General features: G+C 39.5%; 19 protein-coding genes. 16 read left to right on the top strand and 3 right to left on the bottom strand.

The window, feature by feature from the left end; translation table 11 throughout:
* Window positions 1-5: 5 nt before the first annotated feature.
* The 4 genes from CHB71_RS12330 to CHB71_RS12315 all read left to right on the top strand — a co-directional run bounded on the left by CHB71_RS12330 (window position 6) and on the right by CHB71_RS12315 (window position 4,571).
* Window positions 6-857 carry a transglutaminase-like domain-containing protein gene (locus tag CHB71_RS12330; protein ID WP_245811264.1) on the top strand — a complete coding sequence of 284 codons (852 nt, stop codon included), beginning with the start codon at window positions 6-8 and terminating at the stop codon, window positions 855-857.
* The gene (locus CHB71_RS12325; RefSeq protein WP_089357229.1) at window positions 854-1,534 is read left to right on the top strand and encodes a DNA alkylation repair protein; all 681 of its coding nucleotides are present in this window, start codon (window positions 854-856) and stop codon (window positions 1,532-1,534) included. The genes CHB71_RS12330 and CHB71_RS12325 overlap by 4 nt, the downstream gene beginning before the upstream one ends.
* A gap of 95 nt (window positions 1,535-1,629) precedes the next feature.
* A complete protein-coding gene (locus CHB71_RS12320; RefSeq protein ID WP_089357228.1) occupies window positions 1,630-1,968 on the top strand; it encodes a PadR family transcriptional regulator in 339 nt (112 codons plus the stop codon).
* Window positions 1,965-4,571: an ABC transporter permease gene (locus tag CHB71_RS12315; RefSeq protein WP_089357227.1), complete on the top strand. Its 2,607-nt coding sequence runs from the start codon at window positions 1,965-1,967 to the stop codon at window positions 4,569-4,571. Before CHB71_RS12320 ends, CHB71_RS12315 begins: the two co-directional genes overlap by 4 nt.
* A gap of 314 nt (window positions 4,572-4,885) precedes the next feature.
* Here CHB71_RS12315 and CHB71_RS12310 read toward each other — a convergent pair whose 3' ends face one another.
* Window positions 4,886-5,491: a 4'-phosphopantetheinyl transferase family protein gene (locus CHB71_RS12310; RefSeq protein ID WP_179213403.1), complete on the bottom strand. Its 606-nt coding sequence runs from the start codon at window positions 5,489-5,491 to the stop codon at window positions 4,886-4,888.
* 28 nt (window positions 5,492-5,519) lie between these two features.
* Here CHB71_RS12310 and CHB71_RS12305 point away from each other — a divergent pair, with 28 nt between their 5' ends.
* From CHB71_RS12305 to folB, 3 genes are read left to right on the top strand one after another with little or no spacing between them, the layout of a single operon-like run.
* The gene (locus CHB71_RS12305) at window positions 5,520-6,425 is read left to right on the top strand and encodes a WD40 repeat domain-containing protein (RefSeq protein ID WP_089357225.1); all 906 of its coding nucleotides are present in this window, start codon (window positions 5,520-5,522) and stop codon (window positions 6,423-6,425) included.
* Complete coding sequence (locus tag CHB71_RS12300) at window positions 6,422-7,384, top strand: DivIVA domain-containing protein (RefSeq protein WP_089357224.1); 963 nt, start codon at window positions 6,422-6,424, stop codon at window positions 7,382-7,384. The genes CHB71_RS12305 and CHB71_RS12300 overlap by 4 nt, the downstream gene beginning before the upstream one ends.
* Before the next feature lie 4 nt (window positions 7,385-7,388).
* Window positions 7,389-7,739, top strand: a complete 351-nt coding sequence (gene folB / locus CHB71_RS12295; RefSeq protein ID WP_089357223.1) for a dihydroneopterin aldolase — start codon at window positions 7,389-7,391, stop codon at window positions 7,737-7,739.
* A 2-nt stretch (window positions 7,740-7,741) separates the two neighbouring features.
* Here the strand turns inward: folB and CHB71_RS12290 are convergent, their stop codons facing one another.
* Both CHB71_RS12290 and CHB71_RS12285 read right to left on the bottom strand, forming a co-directional pair.
* Window positions 7,742-8,926: a hypothetical protein gene (locus CHB71_RS12290; protein WP_089357222.1), complete on the bottom strand. Its 1,185-nt coding sequence runs from the start codon at window positions 8,924-8,926 to the stop codon at window positions 7,742-7,744.
* 36 nt (window positions 8,927-8,962) lie between these two features.
* Window positions 8,963-9,244: a HesB/IscA family protein gene (locus CHB71_RS12285; RefSeq protein WP_089357221.1), complete on the bottom strand. Its 282-nt coding sequence runs from the start codon at window positions 9,242-9,244 to the stop codon at window positions 8,963-8,965.
* Between the two features lie 77 nt (window positions 9,245-9,321).
* On the opposite strand from CHB71_RS12285, the gene CHB71_RS12280 reads away from it, so the two are divergent.
* The 9 genes from CHB71_RS12280 to CHB71_RS12240 all read left to right on the top strand — a co-directional run bounded on the left by CHB71_RS12280 (window position 9,322) and on the right by CHB71_RS12240 (window position 17,106).
* A complete protein-coding gene (locus CHB71_RS12280) occupies window positions 9,322-9,843 on the top strand; it encodes a DUF7935 family protein (protein WP_089357220.1) in 522 nt (173 codons plus the stop codon).
* A gap of 2 nt (window positions 9,844-9,845) precedes the next feature.
* Window positions 9,846-10,241, top strand: coding sequence for a YkvA family protein (locus CHB71_RS12275; RefSeq protein WP_089357219.1), 396 nt, complete (start codon window positions 9,846-9,848; stop codon window positions 10,239-10,241).
* A 33-nt stretch (window positions 10,242-10,274) separates the two neighbouring features.
* Window positions 10,275-10,946, top strand: coding sequence for an NAD(P)H-binding protein (locus tag CHB71_RS12270; RefSeq protein ID WP_089357218.1), 672 nt, complete (start codon window positions 10,275-10,277; stop codon window positions 10,944-10,946).
* A complete protein-coding gene (gene dtd, locus CHB71_RS12265; RefSeq protein ID WP_089357217.1) occupies window positions 10,943-11,395 on the top strand; it encodes a D-aminoacyl-tRNA deacylase in 453 nt (150 codons plus the stop codon). The genes CHB71_RS12270 and dtd overlap by 4 nt, the downstream gene beginning before the upstream one ends.
* A 119-nt stretch (window positions 11,396-11,514) precedes the next feature.
* On the top strand, window positions 11,515-13,302 hold the full coding sequence (gene lepA / locus CHB71_RS12260) for a translation elongation factor 4 (protein ID WP_089357216.1): 1,788 nt from the start codon (window positions 11,515-11,517) through the stop codon (window positions 13,300-13,302).
* A gap of 16 nt (window positions 13,303-13,318) precedes the next feature.
* Complete coding sequence (locus CHB71_RS12255; protein ID WP_245811263.1) at window positions 13,319-13,687, top strand: four helix bundle protein; 369 nt, start codon at window positions 13,319-13,321, stop codon at window positions 13,685-13,687.
* Between the two features lie 8 nt (window positions 13,688-13,695).
* Window positions 13,696-14,598 carry a bifunctional 5,10-methylenetetrahydrofolate dehydrogenase/5,10-methenyltetrahydrofolate cyclohydrolase gene (locus CHB71_RS12250; protein WP_089357215.1) on the top strand — a complete coding sequence of 301 codons (903 nt, stop codon included), beginning with the start codon at window positions 13,696-13,698 and terminating at the stop codon, window positions 14,596-14,598.
* Window positions 14,582-15,199, top strand: a complete 618-nt coding sequence (locus tag CHB71_RS12245) for a 7-carboxy-7-deazaguanine synthase QueE (RefSeq protein WP_089357214.1) — start codon at window positions 14,582-14,584, stop codon at window positions 15,197-15,199. Before CHB71_RS12250 ends, CHB71_RS12245 begins: the two co-directional genes overlap by 17 nt.
* Entirely contained in the window at window positions 15,154-17,106 is a 1,953-nt protein-coding gene (locus tag CHB71_RS12240) for an OmpA family protein (RefSeq protein ID WP_089357213.1), read from the top strand. The genes CHB71_RS12245 and CHB71_RS12240 overlap by 46 nt, the downstream gene beginning before the upstream one ends.
* Window positions 17,107-17,212 lie beyond the last annotated feature (106 nt).

Below are 17,212 nucleotides of genomic sequence, written 5' to 3'. Positions count from 1 at the left end.
AGTAAGTGCTCAAAGAATCAGAAATAAAAGCGCTTGTCGTCCTTCTAGATGATGAAGATCATGAGGTTGTGTCTCATGTAGAGGACAAAATAATGTCAATTGGTACTAGTATCATTCCCTTACTGGAGCAAGAATGGGAAAGTACATTCAATCCCATCATTCAAAGCAAAATTGAGGATCTGGTTCACGAACTTCAATTTGAATTACTAAAGGAGCGATTTATTGAATGGAAAGAAGGTGGAGGGGAAGATCTGTTGGAAGGTCTTTGGATCGTCGCAACCTACCTCTATCCTGACCTTGAAATAGAAGAGCTAAGTGGACAGATAGAGCAGCTTTATCATGAACTCTGGCGACATATGGAGGATGAAATGACTCCATACGATCGAATCAAAGTCTTCAATGAAGTCTTCTTCAATAAATTCAAGTTTAGAGCAAATACGAAGAATTTTCATTCACCGGCAAATTCCATGATCAATGCGGTGTTGGAATCAAAAAAGGGAAATCCAATTTCACTGTGCGCTGTGTACTTATTGCTGGCTCAAAAAATGGAATTACCCATTCACGGAGTGAACCTGCCAAATCTATTTATCCTGACTTACCAGATAGGTGAAGAATCATTTTATATCAATGTTTTCAATCGAGGACTCATTTTTACCCGAGATGATATCGATAATTACCTGGAAAGTCTTCAGCTTGAAAAACAGGATATTTTCTACGACCCATGCTCGCATATTGACATTATCCTAAGAGCACTACGTAACCTGATTGTTTCTTTTGAAAAGCTGGGCGACTATCATAAAGCCGATGAAATCAAGATGATTCTCCAGAAGCTGGACGACCAGTATTTTTCACTGTGAAAACAATAGAAGAGATTTTAAGTGACCTTCAATCATTAGCCGATCCGGAGTATATCTCCAAAATGGAATACTTTGGAATCAAAGGAGGACAAGCTTTAGGAATTAAAAATGCTGTCCTGAAACCATATGCCAAGGAAATAGGTCGTAATCAAGAACTAGCTAATGAACTTTGGAATCAACCCATGCATGAATGCAAGCATTTGGCAATTCTGCTTGCTGAACCTAAACTTTTCACTGAAGAAATTGCTGAAAAATGGACTCGCGAATGCTATTCCTGGGATTTAGTTGATGGGATTGGAATGAAAATTATACCACAAACTGATTTTGCATACAGGAAAGTTGATGAATGGAGTACCCGAGAACCCGAGTATGAAAAACGGATGGCATTTGCCACAATGGTTGGACTTTCACTCAAAGGAGCTAAGCAGCCTGATGAAAAGATTAGACTGTTTTTCCCAATCATCGAACGTGAAGCGTGGGATGAGAGAAATTTTGTTAAAAAAGCGGTCAATTGGGCACTGAGACAAATTGGAAAACGAAATTCGTCACTCAATAAGGAGGCCATTCAAGTGGCTGAGCGTATCAAAGCGCAAGGTTCCAAAGCTGCACGATGGATTGCAACGGATGCACTCAGAGAATTAAAAAGCGATAAGGCCCAGGCACGGCTACACAAATAATCAATTGAAAATTTGCTGGTTATAAAACCATTTTATTAAAGCTACGTTTAGGATTTAAATATTTTGACTACTTTTAGGATTTAAATAAAAATTCTATGGGAAAATATTCAATAGGAGAATTTGAGGAGGTCGTAATGCTTACTGTAGCTGTTCTGTATAAAGATGCTTACGGTATATCAATAAAAGAGGAAATAGAGAATAGGCTGGAAAGAAAGGTAAGTGTAGGCGCAATGCGAACAGCTTTGAACAGACTGGAGAAAAAAGGATATCTCGATTCTGAATTTGGAGAAGCGACAGCTGTGAGAGGAGGAAAGCGTAAACGCTATTTCAAAGTAACACCACTTGGTAAAAGAGTTTTGGAACAAGTAATGGAAACAAGAAAGCAGCTGTGGGATTCAATTCCTTCGGTAGCATTTGATTTCAAATTTGCATGAGTAGTTCTTCTGAAATATCACCACCCAAATTGCCTACTCGATTTCTGAGATGGTTTTGCAATCCAAACCTCATTGAAGATGTAGAAGGTGACCTTTCAGAGTTATACGCAGAAAGATTCACTGAAAGTCAACCAAAGGCCAAGCTAAAATATCTGCTAGATGTCCTTCTACTATTTCGCCCGGGAATCATCAAAAATATCGAACTCAAAAACGGACTAATACATACTGCTATGATTAAAAATTATCTAAAAATTATTTTCAGAAATGCCTTGAGGTACAAGGGATTCACCACGTTGAACCTACTTGGGTTAATTGTTGGAATCACTACATCAACCACCATTTTCCTCTGGGTGAATGATGAAGTATCGATTGATAAATTTCATGTGGAAGGTGATAGAATCTATCAGCTTTTTAGAAACATGAAACAATCCGGAAGGGAAGTTCGGACTACATTCACTGTCCCTAAGCCAGCCGCTGATCTAATGCGAGAGGAATACCCAGAAGTTGATCAGGTTGCGCAGGTAAGTTGGCCAATAGAAACGAGGCTTGAACTTGAAGATGACCGCACTGACGAAGTTGGATTTTATGTCACTCCGAGTTTCTTGTCCATGTTTTCTTTTGAACTGCTCGAGGGAGATAGACAGACCTCATTAGCTGACCTCAGCTCCATTATGATTTCTAGATCAGTTGCTGAGAAGTTCTTTGGGTCTGGATGGAAAGATACAGCGCTTGGGCAAACACTGACCCTCGATGACGAACAGAAAGCAACTGTTACAGGTGTTTTTGAAAACGTTGGGGATAATTCCTCGCTTCAGTTTGACTGGCTGCTTCCTGCAGAGGTTTACTACAAAGAAAATACCTGGGTAGATGATTGGGGTAATGGAAGCTTTCGGGTTTACTTCACACTACGTGATCAGCAAAATGCACCAATAGTCGGTGAACGAATTAAAAACAGCATTAAAGAATACGCTGCAGGTCAGGATAATGCAGGCGATGAGGAGTTAATACTTCATAAGTTTCAGGATTATTATCTGTACTCAAACTTTAAAAATGGTGTAATAGATGGTGGCCGGATCGAATATGTGAAAATACTCACAGCTATAGCCCTTCTCATTTTAATCATAGCTTGTATCAACTTTACTAACCTGGCAACAGCCCGATCAAGTAGGCGCTCTAAGGAGGTGGGTTTAAGGAAAGTAATGGGTGCTCATAAGTCGTCCATTGGCAATCAGTTTTTATTTGAATCTGTTTTAACGGCAACTTTCGCGATGGGGATTTCTCTTGTCCTTATCCAACTGATTCTCCCATACTTTAATCAGATGGTAGACAAAAACTTGTTTATGGATTTTAGCTCACTTTCAACATGGATTTACATTTTGGGAATCATATTGATAGTAGGCCTCCTGTCCGGCAGCTATCCTGCACTTCTTCTTCCTCGATTCAAGATTGTCAATTCACTAAAAGGAGTGGTAAGGCAATCTTCCGGAGCAGCAATGATGCGAAAAGGACTGGTCGTTTTCCAGTTTGCGATTTCCACCTTTCTCATAATTAGTATCAGTGTGGTGTATAAGCAGCTTAATTACGTGCTGGACAAAGACCTGGGGCTGAATAAAACCAATCTGATTTCTGTGAGCTTAAATTATGAGTTGGGTGAACGATGGGAAACACTTAAAGATGAAATTGGAAAGATCCCATATGTAAAAAATGTATCTGTTGCAGCCGGAAATCCACTGGAAACAAATTGGTCAACAAGTTCAGCAAGCTGGGAGGGGAAAGATCCAAATGCAGATTATGAAATCAACATCATGCTAACTGATAAATCCTTTATTGAAACCACTGAAATACAAATATTACAGGGTCGGGATTTTTCAAGTGACCTTGGTGATTCCACCAGTTTTTTAATAAACGAAGTGGCTGCTGAGGTCATGGGGTTTGATGATCCCATAAACAAGAAGCTTTCTTTTTGGGGTATTGAAGGACGAGTTATTGGTGTGATAAAGAATTACCACATGCAGGATTTACATGAAAGCATTTCTCCATTGATAATTAGCTGTTTTAACCCAGCTCAGTCGGGTGTAGCATTGGTTAGAGTAAGTGATAATCCATCAGAAGTTTTAGTTAAAATAGAGGAGATTTTGACAAGTCTGAGTTCAGGTTACGAACTTGATTATAATTATGTAGATGAAGCATATGCGGAAAATTATAGCACAGAGTTTCTTATTAGTAACCTTGTGAAAATCTTTGTTTGTATCTCAATCTTTCTTTCCTGCCTCGGATTGTTTGGACTTTCAGCATTCACAGCAGAGCAACGGTCAAAAGAAATTGGGGTACGTAAAGTACATGGGGCAAGCGTAAGACACCTGGTACTTTTGTTATCAAAGGACTATTCCATTCTAATGATTTTCGCATTTATTCTGGCCATTCCTTTTGGCTATTACTATGCTCAGCAATGGTTAGATGGATTCGAATTCAGGACAACTATAAGTCCTTTCTTATTCGTTGTAGCTGGCCTTATCACATTTATAATTGGAGCTTTGACGGTGAGTTTTAAATCTTATCAAGCAGCAAGGATAAATCCAGTCAAAACGTTGAAAGATGAATGATTAAACTTTCTTTCTATGACCATGAACAACTAAAAAGTAAATTTTATTTACTAACATCAGAAGAGAAATTAAGCGATACCATTGCGTTTTGGCGGGAGGGAATGAAAGTTTGGCGGGCCGGCGTGGGCATGTGAGTGGATAGCTTTCAAACTTTCTTGAACTTTTTGACGGTTCGCCGTTGCGATTCGTTTTTGGTTCAAGCCAAAAATGAAGGTTATAAAAAGCTATGGAAATGTTTCATAAGCATAAGGGTACTTTTGACGCTAGGATCAAAAACCATCTTCTAAGACTTCCTTTCGTATATTGTTTACCTTCTAAATCCCAAAAGCAAGTAAATACTCTTTGACCCACTCGTAGTGGATTTCGTGGGTGTCTTCATGTCCTTTTTTTAGTATTTCTCCTTTAATGATCTCTTCTGACTCAAAAGTGACTTTGATTTCGTCTTTCAGGCTGAGAAACTTACGGCCAAATATTTTGTAGATGACTTCCTTCGCACACCAGATGGTGCAAAGCTTTTTCAGATCGTCTTTGTATTGCATTTCTGATTCATGAAGGTATTTCATCTTCACGTATTCATGCTTATCTCTGGGCCGCTCCATATCTATCCCGCATGGTTTATCTAGATGGATCATCGCAGCAGCAATAGGAAAGGAGTGAGAGATAGAAATATGAGCACCATTACCAATCAGATAAGGTTTACCTTTTTCTTGTTTGGCTATTCCTTCATAAGGAATCTCAAATTTTTCACAGAGGGATTTCACCAATATTCGCCCTACAATCCATTCTGCTTGTCTTACAGGAGCTAATTCAGCAGGAAATGGCTCTGGGGAAAGGTAAGGAAGCTCAAGAAAAGTCTCTTGAATGTTCCAAACCGCATAGGCAGACCGATCATCAATCTGCTTGTTTAGTAACAAAGGCATAAGCAATTGTAATACTTTTGTGCCCCAAATGGGTACAATCAGCGCAAAAAAACTGCATACTTTTCTAGGACACAATGACAGCATCTATACCTTGGAGGAGTTGGATGATCATCGGTTTATTTCAGCGGGCGGAGATGGAATGGTAGTTCTTTGGGATCTTAAATCACCGGATGAGGGGGAAGTTATTGTCAAAGTATCTGGCTCGGTATATGCTCTGACTTACGATAGCGATTCAGGATATTTATATGTAGGTCAAAATAATGACGGGATTCACAAAATCGACTTGAAAGCTAAAAAAGAGGTTGGTTCAATACATTTGGGTGAATATCAGGTGTTTGATTTGAAAATAGTCGATGACCAGATCTGGACGGGGCTTTCGAATGGAGAAGTTATTGTTTTGAATAAGGATCTCGAAATTGTGCGTCGGATAAAATATGCGAATGATCGCATTCGTTCGTTCGATCAGTTTAATGATAAAGTCGCCATTGCTGCTAGTGATAACCTTACACGAATTGTGGATGTCCATAGTATGGAAGTAGATCATTCATTAAAAGGCCATACTAACTCGGTTTTTTCATCCAAATATCATCCGACCGGAAAGTATTTGATTTCAGTAGGTCGGGATGCACATGTAAAAGTTTGGGATACGCAGGTTGATTATGTACTTCGTGAGTCGATTGCCGCACATCTATACACGGTCAATGACATCATTTTCAGACCGGATGGTAGGTATTTTGTAACTGGTAGCATTGATAAATCGATTAAGCTCTGGGATGCGCATAATTTTAAATTGCTAAAAGTGTTGGACAAACACAGACATGCCGGACATGGAAATAGCGTTAATAAGCTGCTATGGATGAATTATCGAGACTTGTTAGTAACTTGTAGCGATGATCGTTCGATCTCCGTTTGGGAAATTAAATTTGCAGAATGAAGATAACACCGCTGGAAATTCGTCAGAAAGACTTTGAGAAAAAGCTAAGAGGGTACGATAAAGATGAAGTCAATGCATTTCTCCAGTCATTATCCAACGAATGGGAACGAATGCTGGAGGAAAACAAAGAGCTATCCATAAAGCTCAAGCAAGCCGAAAAAGAAGTCTCTAAACTTCGTGAGGTGGAGAGTTCCCTCTATAAAACCCTTAAGACCGCAGAAGATACGGGTGCCAATGTGATCGAGCAGGCCAATAAAGCTGCCGAACTTCATATGAAGGAGACCAAAATGAATGCAGAAGGTCTGCTCAGTGAGTCAAAAAACAAAGCCCGTGCGATGATCGAGCAGGCAGAAATGGAAGCTCGTCAAATCATTGAGGAATTGCAGGATGCAGTCAAGAGCATTGAGCAGAATCATAGAGATATTGAGAATCATCGTCAAAACGCACTTCAGGAGCTCAAGAACTTATCGGTTACCCTAATTGAAAAGGTGGAACGAAATACCGGAGAGAGTAAGGAGTTTAAATTTGATGATTACGTTAAGCGGGTGAAAAAGCTTGCTCGGGATAGTGAAGAGCGCATAAAAGCAGAGCGGACGGAGGTTCAGGCCGAGACGAAAAAGCTGGAAACACCTCCTGTCGAAGTGCCAAAGGCAGAAATCCCTGAGTCAGAAGTGCCGGAATCGGATGAAAAGCCAAATGCAGAGCCACCCAAAACAGAGGAGCTGAAAGAGCGAATTATCAGTAAACAACCTCAAGAAAAACAAGAAGAGGAAAAAGAACCTGTATCTAAAAAGGAGGAGCCCGTAATACGTAAACCTGAGCCTGAACCACAGAAGAAAGAAGAGCCCAAGTCAGAGCCAAAATCTGAGAAGAAAGAAGAGGATGAGCCAAAAGAAGAGAAAAAGGGTCCTCGTGTTTCTAAGACCGTTTCCTTTTTTGACGAACTAGACACAGACTAATCGTATGGGGAAGGTTTCGTTGGAGGGAATGGAGTTCTACGCTCGCCATGGCTACTATGAAGAAGAGCGTGTCATTGGCAATAAATACAGTGTGGATGTAACGCTTGATGTAGACTTTTCCGAAGCTGCCTCAGATGACAAACTGGAAGGCACGGTTAACTATGAAAAGGTCTATGAAATCGTCCAGAACGTGATGAGCATTGATGCTAATCTTTTGGAGCACCTGGCCGGAAAGATGATCAAAGCACTAAAAGAAAATTTCCCCCAAATCAATCACGTTGAGGTTCGCATCAGTAAATACAATCCGCCCATTAAAGGGCTTTGCCAAAAGGCGACCGTGGAGTTAGAGGGCTGATCTCATAGTATTAGGTAGGAAAATATAAGGGACATTTTTCTATAGTCAGAACTGTAAAACACATGATTCCCGGTTATCTCCCTATTTAAGTTATATCGTGTTTCGAAGCTCAACTTTTTCTTTTTAATTCCAATTCCAATACCTAATGCAGGTCTACCTTCAACTTCAATGTCATCAATCCCAACTTTTGACTTAAAGTCAAAGTCAAAACTGTAAAGTAAGTTGGCAAACATGAAGTTGTCATGAAAAGAAAAATTCCTTCTCAAACCAATAGGTAATACAATTGATCTGTAGTCAATTGTTTTTTTATCAACACCTCCGGTTGCAGTCGATTTTGTTTCAGCACTGGATGAATAATATTGATAGTGAGGGTCTGCTATTATGGACCATTTACCGTTTGCATACGGCAGAATATACTCCAACTCAACGCCTATTCTGATATTGTTTTCATTATCATACTCAATATCATCACCGCTTGCAGGACTCAAACTTAAGGAGCTAAAGCTAAGACCAGAGGTAATACTTAGATTAAATAATTTCTGAGTTCCAGACTTCATTTCATGATAATTAAGGATAGCACTTTCCTTGCATTGATTAATAACAGTAATAACTCTGATCAAATCTCTGGAGTTATAATCTATGCTGGCAAGCTTTCGGTCATCAAATTCGTCACAATCTGCATATTGCTTTATTTGCTGCTGGTAATAATTATTGATTAAAACAATGCCGGCTTTCTTTTGATATTTCTTAAAAACAAGAGGCTCCAATTCGTTGCTACTTTCGATAAAGTACTTGTACGAATTGTTATTAAAATATTCGTAAAGAGTAAGATCTGCTTCAAGTAAGGTTTTTAGAAGCACAGTTTTTGTCTCCCAGTCGGGATTCCTTGAATTTGAAAGCTTCGAAGTTTTAGTTGGGGATTGATCAATTTTTGTAGTGAACTTCACATATTTAGAATAGTCATGGATGCCAAACTCCTCTATTTGATCTATTGTCAATATTTTGTCTATTCCTTCTGCTAGAACGGTTATTTCAGTGGGGTTCTTAAGCCAATCTTCATTCTTAATTAGACAGTTAACCTTAGTTCCTTGTGATGAAATGTAATACCCTTCTTCAAAGTTATCTTTTTGGCCGTTTGTAATGAAAGCAACTAGAAATAGAAGGGTAGTGAATGTTAGTTTCTGCATTTAAGAACTTTTAAATTTTAATAAGATTGAATTTGCTTACACAAACACAAAACCCCTAGCATCTGCCTCATCGTAAAACTCAATTTTCTTGCCTACCAAAAACATCATTTCACTTTTTCGTACTAGCACCTGCACACCATCGATGAAGTATTCATCGTCGGTTTCTTTCTTTTTGTCAAAACCCAACTTAAATCCCACGCCGCACCCCATGCCTTTGGTAGCTATGCGCAACCCATATCCTTCAGGAATTCCTTTATTTTTTAAAATATTCTTAACCTCTTCCAGCGCTCTGTCCGTTATTTCCACAGGTGGTTTCATCACTTTGCTATTTACTTATTGCCTCCGTGTAAAAGTATTATTTTTGACGTTTATCAAAACACTTAACAATCCAATCAATGGAAATGGTTTACGACCTTCTGAAAATTACAATTCCCGCCGGCTTGGTACTGTATCTGGCCTACTTGCTTGTTCGATCTTTCTTGCAAAAGCAACTAGACGAGATAGCTTTTAGCGTCCGCCAAAAGAATCAGGAGATCGTAGTGCCGATAAGGCTGCAGGCTTATGAAAGAATTGTATTGTTGCTTGAGCGAATTACACCAGCGAATCTGATTTCCAGACTGAGTAGCTCAGATTATTCGGCAGAAGAATTTCAGCATATTCTAATCCATGAGATTAGGAATGAGTTTAATCATAACCTTTCACAGCAAGTGTATATGTCTGATAGTGCCTGGACCTATGTTACCACCGCAGTTGAGCAAACAATTTCAGTAGTTAATTCATCTGCAAATGCATTGGACGAAAAGGCTACAGGGTTCGATCTTTCACGGGCGATTTTGGAGAATACGGCCGGAGAAGAAATGGATACGCCAAAACAAGCCATCAAGTATATAAAAGAAGAAATTCAAGACGTTTTTTAGAAGTGGAAAAGACAAAGAAAATATGGGAGAAGGCAAAAGAGACTGCCGGCGATAAGGAGCAAATAAAATCTACTTTATCAAATGCCGGGGAAAAGCTAAAAAAGCTTGCGACAAATTCAAATGAGCTTCAGGAGCTTAAATCCAAATTGGAAATACTCATTCGAATGGTTCAGTCCCATATCTCCGGAGAATACAAGTCTTTTCCTGTATCTACGATATTACTTATCGTTTTCGCCTTACTATATTTTATCATACCAACAGACCTGATCCCGGACTTTATCCCTGCTCTTGGATTTACTGACGATGCATCGGTTGTTTTTTTGATTGCACGAAAAATTAATCGAGATATTAAAAAGTTTCATCTATGGGAAAAGGAACAGTGGGAACAAGCGGACTAATATTATTGTACTATTCAATCTGAAATTGAGAGTATGACAAATAAGAAGGCATTGGTTATTGGTGCGACGGGATTGGTGGGGAAACAGCTTGTACGCTTACTCTTAAAAGAGGAAAGCTATGACTCTGTAGTTGCCATTGTTCGCCATTCACATGAGATAAAAGATCCAAAGCTTATTGAAATCATTGTCGAAGATTTTGATGACTTAAAAAAGCATCAAAACAAAATGAATGCACATGACTTTTATTGCGCGCTTGGAACAACAAGAAAAAAAGCCGGATCAAAAGAAGCCTTTCTCAAAATAGATGTTGATTATCCGTTAGCGTTTGCACGTATCGCTCAAGAGCAGAAAGACTTTAATCAATTATTGATTGTAACAGCCGTAGGCGCGAATAGTTCTTCTCCTCTTTTCTATAACATGGCCAAAGGAACACTCGAGGATAAGCTTCAGGAATTAAATCTAAAGTCACTTAAAATATTTCAACCTTCACTTTTATTGGGAGACCGAAAGGAATATCGATTCCTAGAAGAGGTGGCGAAAGTGATCAGTGCAATTGCCTCTTTTTTTGTCATTGCATCTAAAAAGAGGGTGGGGGCTATAAGAGATGTAGAAGTTGCTAAATCCATGATTCAGGTTGCAAATAAAAATGAAGAGGGATTTGCCAGATATAAGCCAAGTCAAATGATTGACATTGCATATTCATGAGAGCAGTTATTCAACGTGTAATATCAGCTTCCGTTTCTATTGATAGCAAAGTAAAATCCAGCATCGATACTGGGGTAATGATTCTGTTGGGAATAGAAGAAACTGACGGGCAGGAAGATATTGAGTGGCTGTGCAGAAAAATCAGCAATATGAGAATTTTCCCAGATGACACAGGTGTTATGAATAAAAGCATTCTGGAAGTCAATGGAGAAGCTTTGGTTGTTAGTCAATTCACGCTGCACGCCAGCACTAAAAAGGGAAATCGACCATCATACATTAAGGCTGCCAAGCCTGAGATAGCAATTCCTCTTTATGAGGCATTTGTTGCGGAAATGCAGACTCATTTAGATAGTGAGATTAAAACAGGTGAATTCGGGGCGGATATGCAGATTTCTTTGGTTAATGATGGTCCTGTCACCATTCTTGTTGACACTAAAAACAAGGAGTAATCATTTTTCGATCAAATTGTATTTCACCCTTTGAAGCGGGGTAGGGTCATGTTACCTTTGCGCCTAATTTTCAAAGGGTTGAGGCTCAAACGTCACAATCTGCTGGCTAGAACAACTATATGAAGAACACTCGAAACTTCTGCATCATTGCCCATATTGACCATGGTAAAAGTACCCTGGCTGATCGGTTATTGGAGTTTACTCACACGGTTTCAGATCGGGATATGCAAGCTCAGTTGCTTGATAATATGGATCTGGAGCGTGAGCGTGGCATCACCATCAAAAGTCATGCGATCCAAATGGATTATGAGTTGAATGGAGAGAAGTATACCCTTAACCTTATCGATACCCCGGGACACGTAGATTTTTCGTATGAGGTTTCACGATCTATCGCTGCTTGTGAGGGCGCCTTACTTGTGGTTGATGCAGCACAGGGAATTGAAGCGCAGACCATTTCCAATCTTTACCTGGCCTTGGAGCATGACCTGGAGATAATTCCTGTTCTAAACAAAATTGATCTTCCTGGTGCTATGCCGGATGAAGTTTCAGATCAAATCATTGATTTGATTGGTTGTGAAAAAGAATCCATCATTCATGCTAGTGCTAAAGAAGGAATAGGAGTGACAGATATCTTAGAGGCAATAGTAAGTCGGGTGCCAAGTCCGGAAGGAGATCCTGACGAGCCACTTCAGGCCATGATTTTTGATTCTGTATTTAATCCATACAGAGGAATTGAGGTTTTCTTTCGCGTTTTCAACGGCTCATTGAATAAAGGAGATAAAGTAAAGTTTGTCAATACCGGGAAAACGTACGAAGCTGATGAAATTGGTGTGCTTAGGCTTGAGCACGAACCCAAAAAGTCAATCTCAGCAGGTAATGTGGGCTACCTTATATCAGGAATTAAAGTTGCTAAGGAAGTAAAAGTAGGGGATACGATTACCCATGTAGATCGACCTACACAAAGACAAGTAAAAGGGTTTGAGGACGTAAAGCCGATGGTTTTTGCAGGAATTTATCCTGTAGAGACAAGCGAATTTGAGGAGCTAAGAGCTTCCATGGAAAAGCTGCAATTGAACGATGCTTCTCTGATCTGGGAGCCTGAAACCTCAGCGGCTTTAGGATTCGGTTTTAGATGTGGATTCCTTGGAATGCTACATATGGAGATAGTACAGGAAAGGTTGGAGCGTGAGTTCGACATGACTGTAATTACAACAGTTCCATCCGTGCGATTTCATGCAATTGAAAATGATGGCAATATTTTGAAAGTGAGTGCGCCTTCTGAGCTACCAGAATCAAACCTGATCAGTCACATTGAAGAACCTTTCATTCGAGCACAGATCATTTCAAAGGCAGAGTTTATCGGGCCGATAATTGCCCTATGTATGGACAAACGAGGAGAAATTAAGAATCAAGTTTATCTCACATCAAACCGAGTAGAGTTAACCTTCGAAATTCCTTTGGCAGAAATCGTTTTTGACTTCTTCGATAAGCTAAAGACCATTTCCAGAGGTTATGCGTCACTGGATTACGAATTGATCGGATACCGAAGATCAGACATGGTGAAGCTGGATATCATGTTGAATGGCGATAAAGTAGACGCTCTATCGGCGATTGTCCATAGAGATAAAGCCTATGAGTGGGGTAAGAGACTTTGTGAAAAGCTAAAAGAACTGATCCCAAGGCAGATGTTTGAAATCGCTGTTCAGGCAGCTATCGGAACCAAGATTATCGCGAGGGAATCCGTGAAAGCGATGCGAAAGAACGTTTTAGCAAAATGCTACGGAGGAGATATCTCGCGAAAGAGGAAGCTTTTAGAAAAACAGAAAAAAGGTAAAAAACGAATGCGTCAGGTTGGTAACGTAGAGATACCTCAGGAAGCATTTATGGCTGTATTAAAGTTGGATTGAAGTTAACAGTCGGAAGATGGAAGAGCGAGATATTAAATTCAAATTTGAGAAATTGAGAATATGGAATGACTCAATGGATTTAGCAGAGGATATTTTTGAGTCAAGTTCACAATTTCCTAAAGAAGAGATTTACAATCTTACTTCCCAAATAAGAAGGGCATCAGATTCAATAGCATTGAATATATCTGAAGGTTCAATCTTACAATCCAATCCAGAATACAAACGATTTTTAGGATATTCAATTCGTTCGATTGCAGAGGTAGTTACTTGTTTACATAAAGCGAGGAGGAGAAAATATATTAACGAGGAGTCATTCGATCTTTTTTATAAAAGACGTTTTGATTTAATGAATATGACTATTGCTTTCAGGAAAAAACTTAATTAGTGATAAATATGACTAGCTCCAAACTTCAAACTTCTGACATCCAACCTAAAATTATCGATGGGAGAAAGGTCTCCAAAGACATAAAAAATGAAATCGCCGCTAAGGTTGAAAAAATCAAAGCAGATGGCAAGCGTGCCCCTCATTTGGCGATCATATTAGTTGGCGATGACGGAGCAAGTCATACCTATGTAAATGGAAAGATCAATGCATGCAAAGCAGTAGGCTTTGACTATACATTGATGCATTTTGCAAGCACCATTTCTGAAGAAAAACTCATCAAGCATATTGAGCAGCAAAATGAAGATCAGGATGTGGACGGGTTTATAGTGCAGATTCCTTTACCAGATCATATTTCTGTTGAACGCATTACCGAAAGAATTTCACCATTGAAAGATGTAGATGGTTTCACGAATCAAAATTTTGGAAGTATAGTCTCTGAAAATCAACTTCTATTGCCAGCCACGCCATATGGTATCATGGAGTTGATTAGAAGGTATGAGATAGAAACAGAAGGAAAGAACTGTGTAATGGTAGGAGCAAGCAGAATTGCAGGAGCTCCGCTTAGTTTAATGATGCTTCAGGAAGGAAAAGCTACGGTTACCGTTTGCCACAAAGCGACAGTTGACTTGAAATCACATACAAAAGCAGCTGATATTTTAATAGTAGCTGTTGGAAAGCCAGGATTGATCACAAAAGACATGGTCAAAGAAGGGGCCGTGGTAATAGATGTGGGAACTACGCGAGTAGAAGATGAATCTAAAAAATCAGGATTCAGACTTTCAGGCGATGTGGTGTACGATGAGGTTGCTCCAATTACAAGCTATATCACTCCTGTTCCAGGAGGAGTTGGTCCTATGACAATAGCCTCACTCTTATTGAATACGTTAAAGGCATATGAGCTCAATCACTGATCCGGAATACCTTCCGGTGATGGAGTCTTTTTATACCATTCAGGGAGAAGGCTTCTTCTCCGGAACACCAGCCTATTTCATCCGGCTTGGAGGATGCGATGTAGGTTGTGTGTGGTGTGATGTAAAAGAGTCATGGGATGCCTCTCAGTTTGATTGGTTTAGTATTGATCAGATAGTAAGTGCTGCAAAAGAATCAGGTGCTCACTTGGTTGTAGTGACTGGGGGAGAACCACTAATGTATGACCTCACCTTACTTACAGAATCATTAGAAAAGGCCGGACTTCAAACGAATATCGAAACCTCTGGAGCATACCCGCTTAGTGGCCGATGGGACTGGATATGTTTTTCACCAAAGAAATTCAAAGCTCCGCTAGAAGAGTTTTACAGCAAGTCACATGAACTTAAAGTAGTCGCATTCAATAAAAGTGATTTCAAATGGGCGGAAGGTCATGGAGATAAAATGCATTCAGATTCGCAATTGTTTCTGCAACCAGAGTGGTCAAAAGAAAAAGAAATGACACCTTTGATCGTTGATTTTGTGAAGCAAAACCCAAAATGGAAAATATCGCTACAGACACACAAGTACATGGATATTCCATAATCCGATTAATAGGTACTTTTTTATTACTAACCCTCTCCATCTCACTACTCTCACAATCTCCCCTTTCAACTGATAGCAAAAAAGCTCGTAAGCTTTACGAAAAAGCTGACAAGAAATACAAGGAACGTGATTTTGCTTCAGCCATCTCTTTTTTAGAAGAATCTGTTCAGGAGGATAGTGAGTTCTTTGAAGCATATATCCGAATGGGCAGCCTATATAATGCCTTAGGAAATGAGGATTCTGTTTACTCCAAATTCAAGTCGCATGTAAAGTACGCACCAGAACCAATAGCTTCAGTTTTAGAGAAGCTGGCATTTATGGCTCAGGACCGTGGTGAGTATGAGAAGGCCCAAACGTTCATTGACTCTTTCTTATCAAGAGTGCCAGAAAGAGGAAATGCGGATGATATTCAACTTCTTTTAAAAAGCATAAAGTTTTCAAAAGATCAAATCAGCGTTGCTACTGACTCCATAGCTGTCACTTATCTGCCGAAAGAAGTCAACCGATTTAGACTACAATACTTGCCGTCAATTACCATAGACAATGCCAGCTTGTTTTATACCAAGCGAGACCATGTTCAGGGTGATGAGGATATCGTGGTGAGTAAAAAAATAGATGGTAGATGGACTCCAGGGCAATCGGTTTCCCCTCGAATCAATTCACCATTGAATGAAGGAGCGTGTACAGTTTCCGCTGATGGACGGACAATGATCTTTACATCTTGCGATGATCAACATTCATTCGGAAGTTGCGATTTGTATATAACTAAAAAGGTTGGAGACAATTGGTCAAAGCCAAAAAATCTTGGCAAACCGGTCAATTCCATGTATTGGGAGTCTCAGCCATCTCTATCAGCGGACGGACGAACGCTGTATTTTTCTTCTAACAGATCCGGAGGTTTTGGTGGAAGAGACCTTTGGGTAACTAAAAATGAAAATGGTAAGTGGAAAACGCCTGTTAATCTCGGCCCTGAAATAAATACCCGAAGAGACGAAACAACACCATTTATACATCCAAACGGAAAGCAACTTTATTTCTCGGCGAATGGATATCCTGGCATGGGAGGCTATGATCTTTATTATTCGAATAGGTTGGATTCTAACTGGTCCGCACCTCAGAATCTAGGCTATCCAATTAATACCCACAAAGATGAGGTGGCCATAGTAATTAGCAGCGATGGAGAAAGTGCATTTTTTGCTAAAGAAGAACAGAAAAACTTTGAGATACTGGATAGTAAGATTGTAAGCATACAATTAAGCGAAGAAGTGAAAGCTGTAAGCACCTCTTATATTGTTGGCACTGTTACCAATGTCAAATCAAACCAACCCTTATCAGCCAATGTTCAGGTTGTAAATCTGGAAACGAACGAAACTATATATGGAAGCAAGTCTGATTCAATAACGGGCGAATATTATATGGTTTTACCTGTCGGTTTGGAACTGGCGGCATATGTTAAGAAGAAAGGATTTATTTATTCTGATTTTCACTTTGAAACTGAAGTTTCAAGTTTAGTAAAGCCGGATACTATCAACATAGCACTTCAGCCGATTGAAATAGGAGAGTCACTCGTTCTAAAAAACATCTACTTTGAACTGGACTCCTATGAGCTTGATGATAAATCGATATCCGAAATCCAAAACGCATTTGACCTCCTTGAGGAGAACCCTTCTATAGTAGTAGAAATCTCAGGTCACACAGATGACATTGGATCAACATCGTACAATGAGAATTTATCAAGACTAAGAGCCAAGGCTGTTTACGAAAAGCTTAAATACATGGGAATAGCGTCTGATAGACTAGAATTCAAGGGCTATGCAGATACCCAACCTTTATATCCTAATACTTCTGAATCCAACCGCCAGTCCAACCGCAGGATAGAATTCCGTGTCATACGGACGAGGCGGTAAAAAGTTTAGCTTTTTATTACAATTTTTCAATTTTAAAGAATCAAAATTTATTTAATTGAATTCTTGAAGAAGAAGATTTTTATTCTGTTTATAAAGATTTTATGTT

This window comes from Ekhidna lutea, from assembly GCF_900188325.1.
Classification (GTDB): domain Bacteria; phylum Bacteroidota; class Bacteroidia; order Cytophagales; family Cyclobacteriaceae; genus Ekhidna; species Ekhidna lutea.
This window is presented reverse-complemented; position numbering and strand designations above follow the sequence as displayed.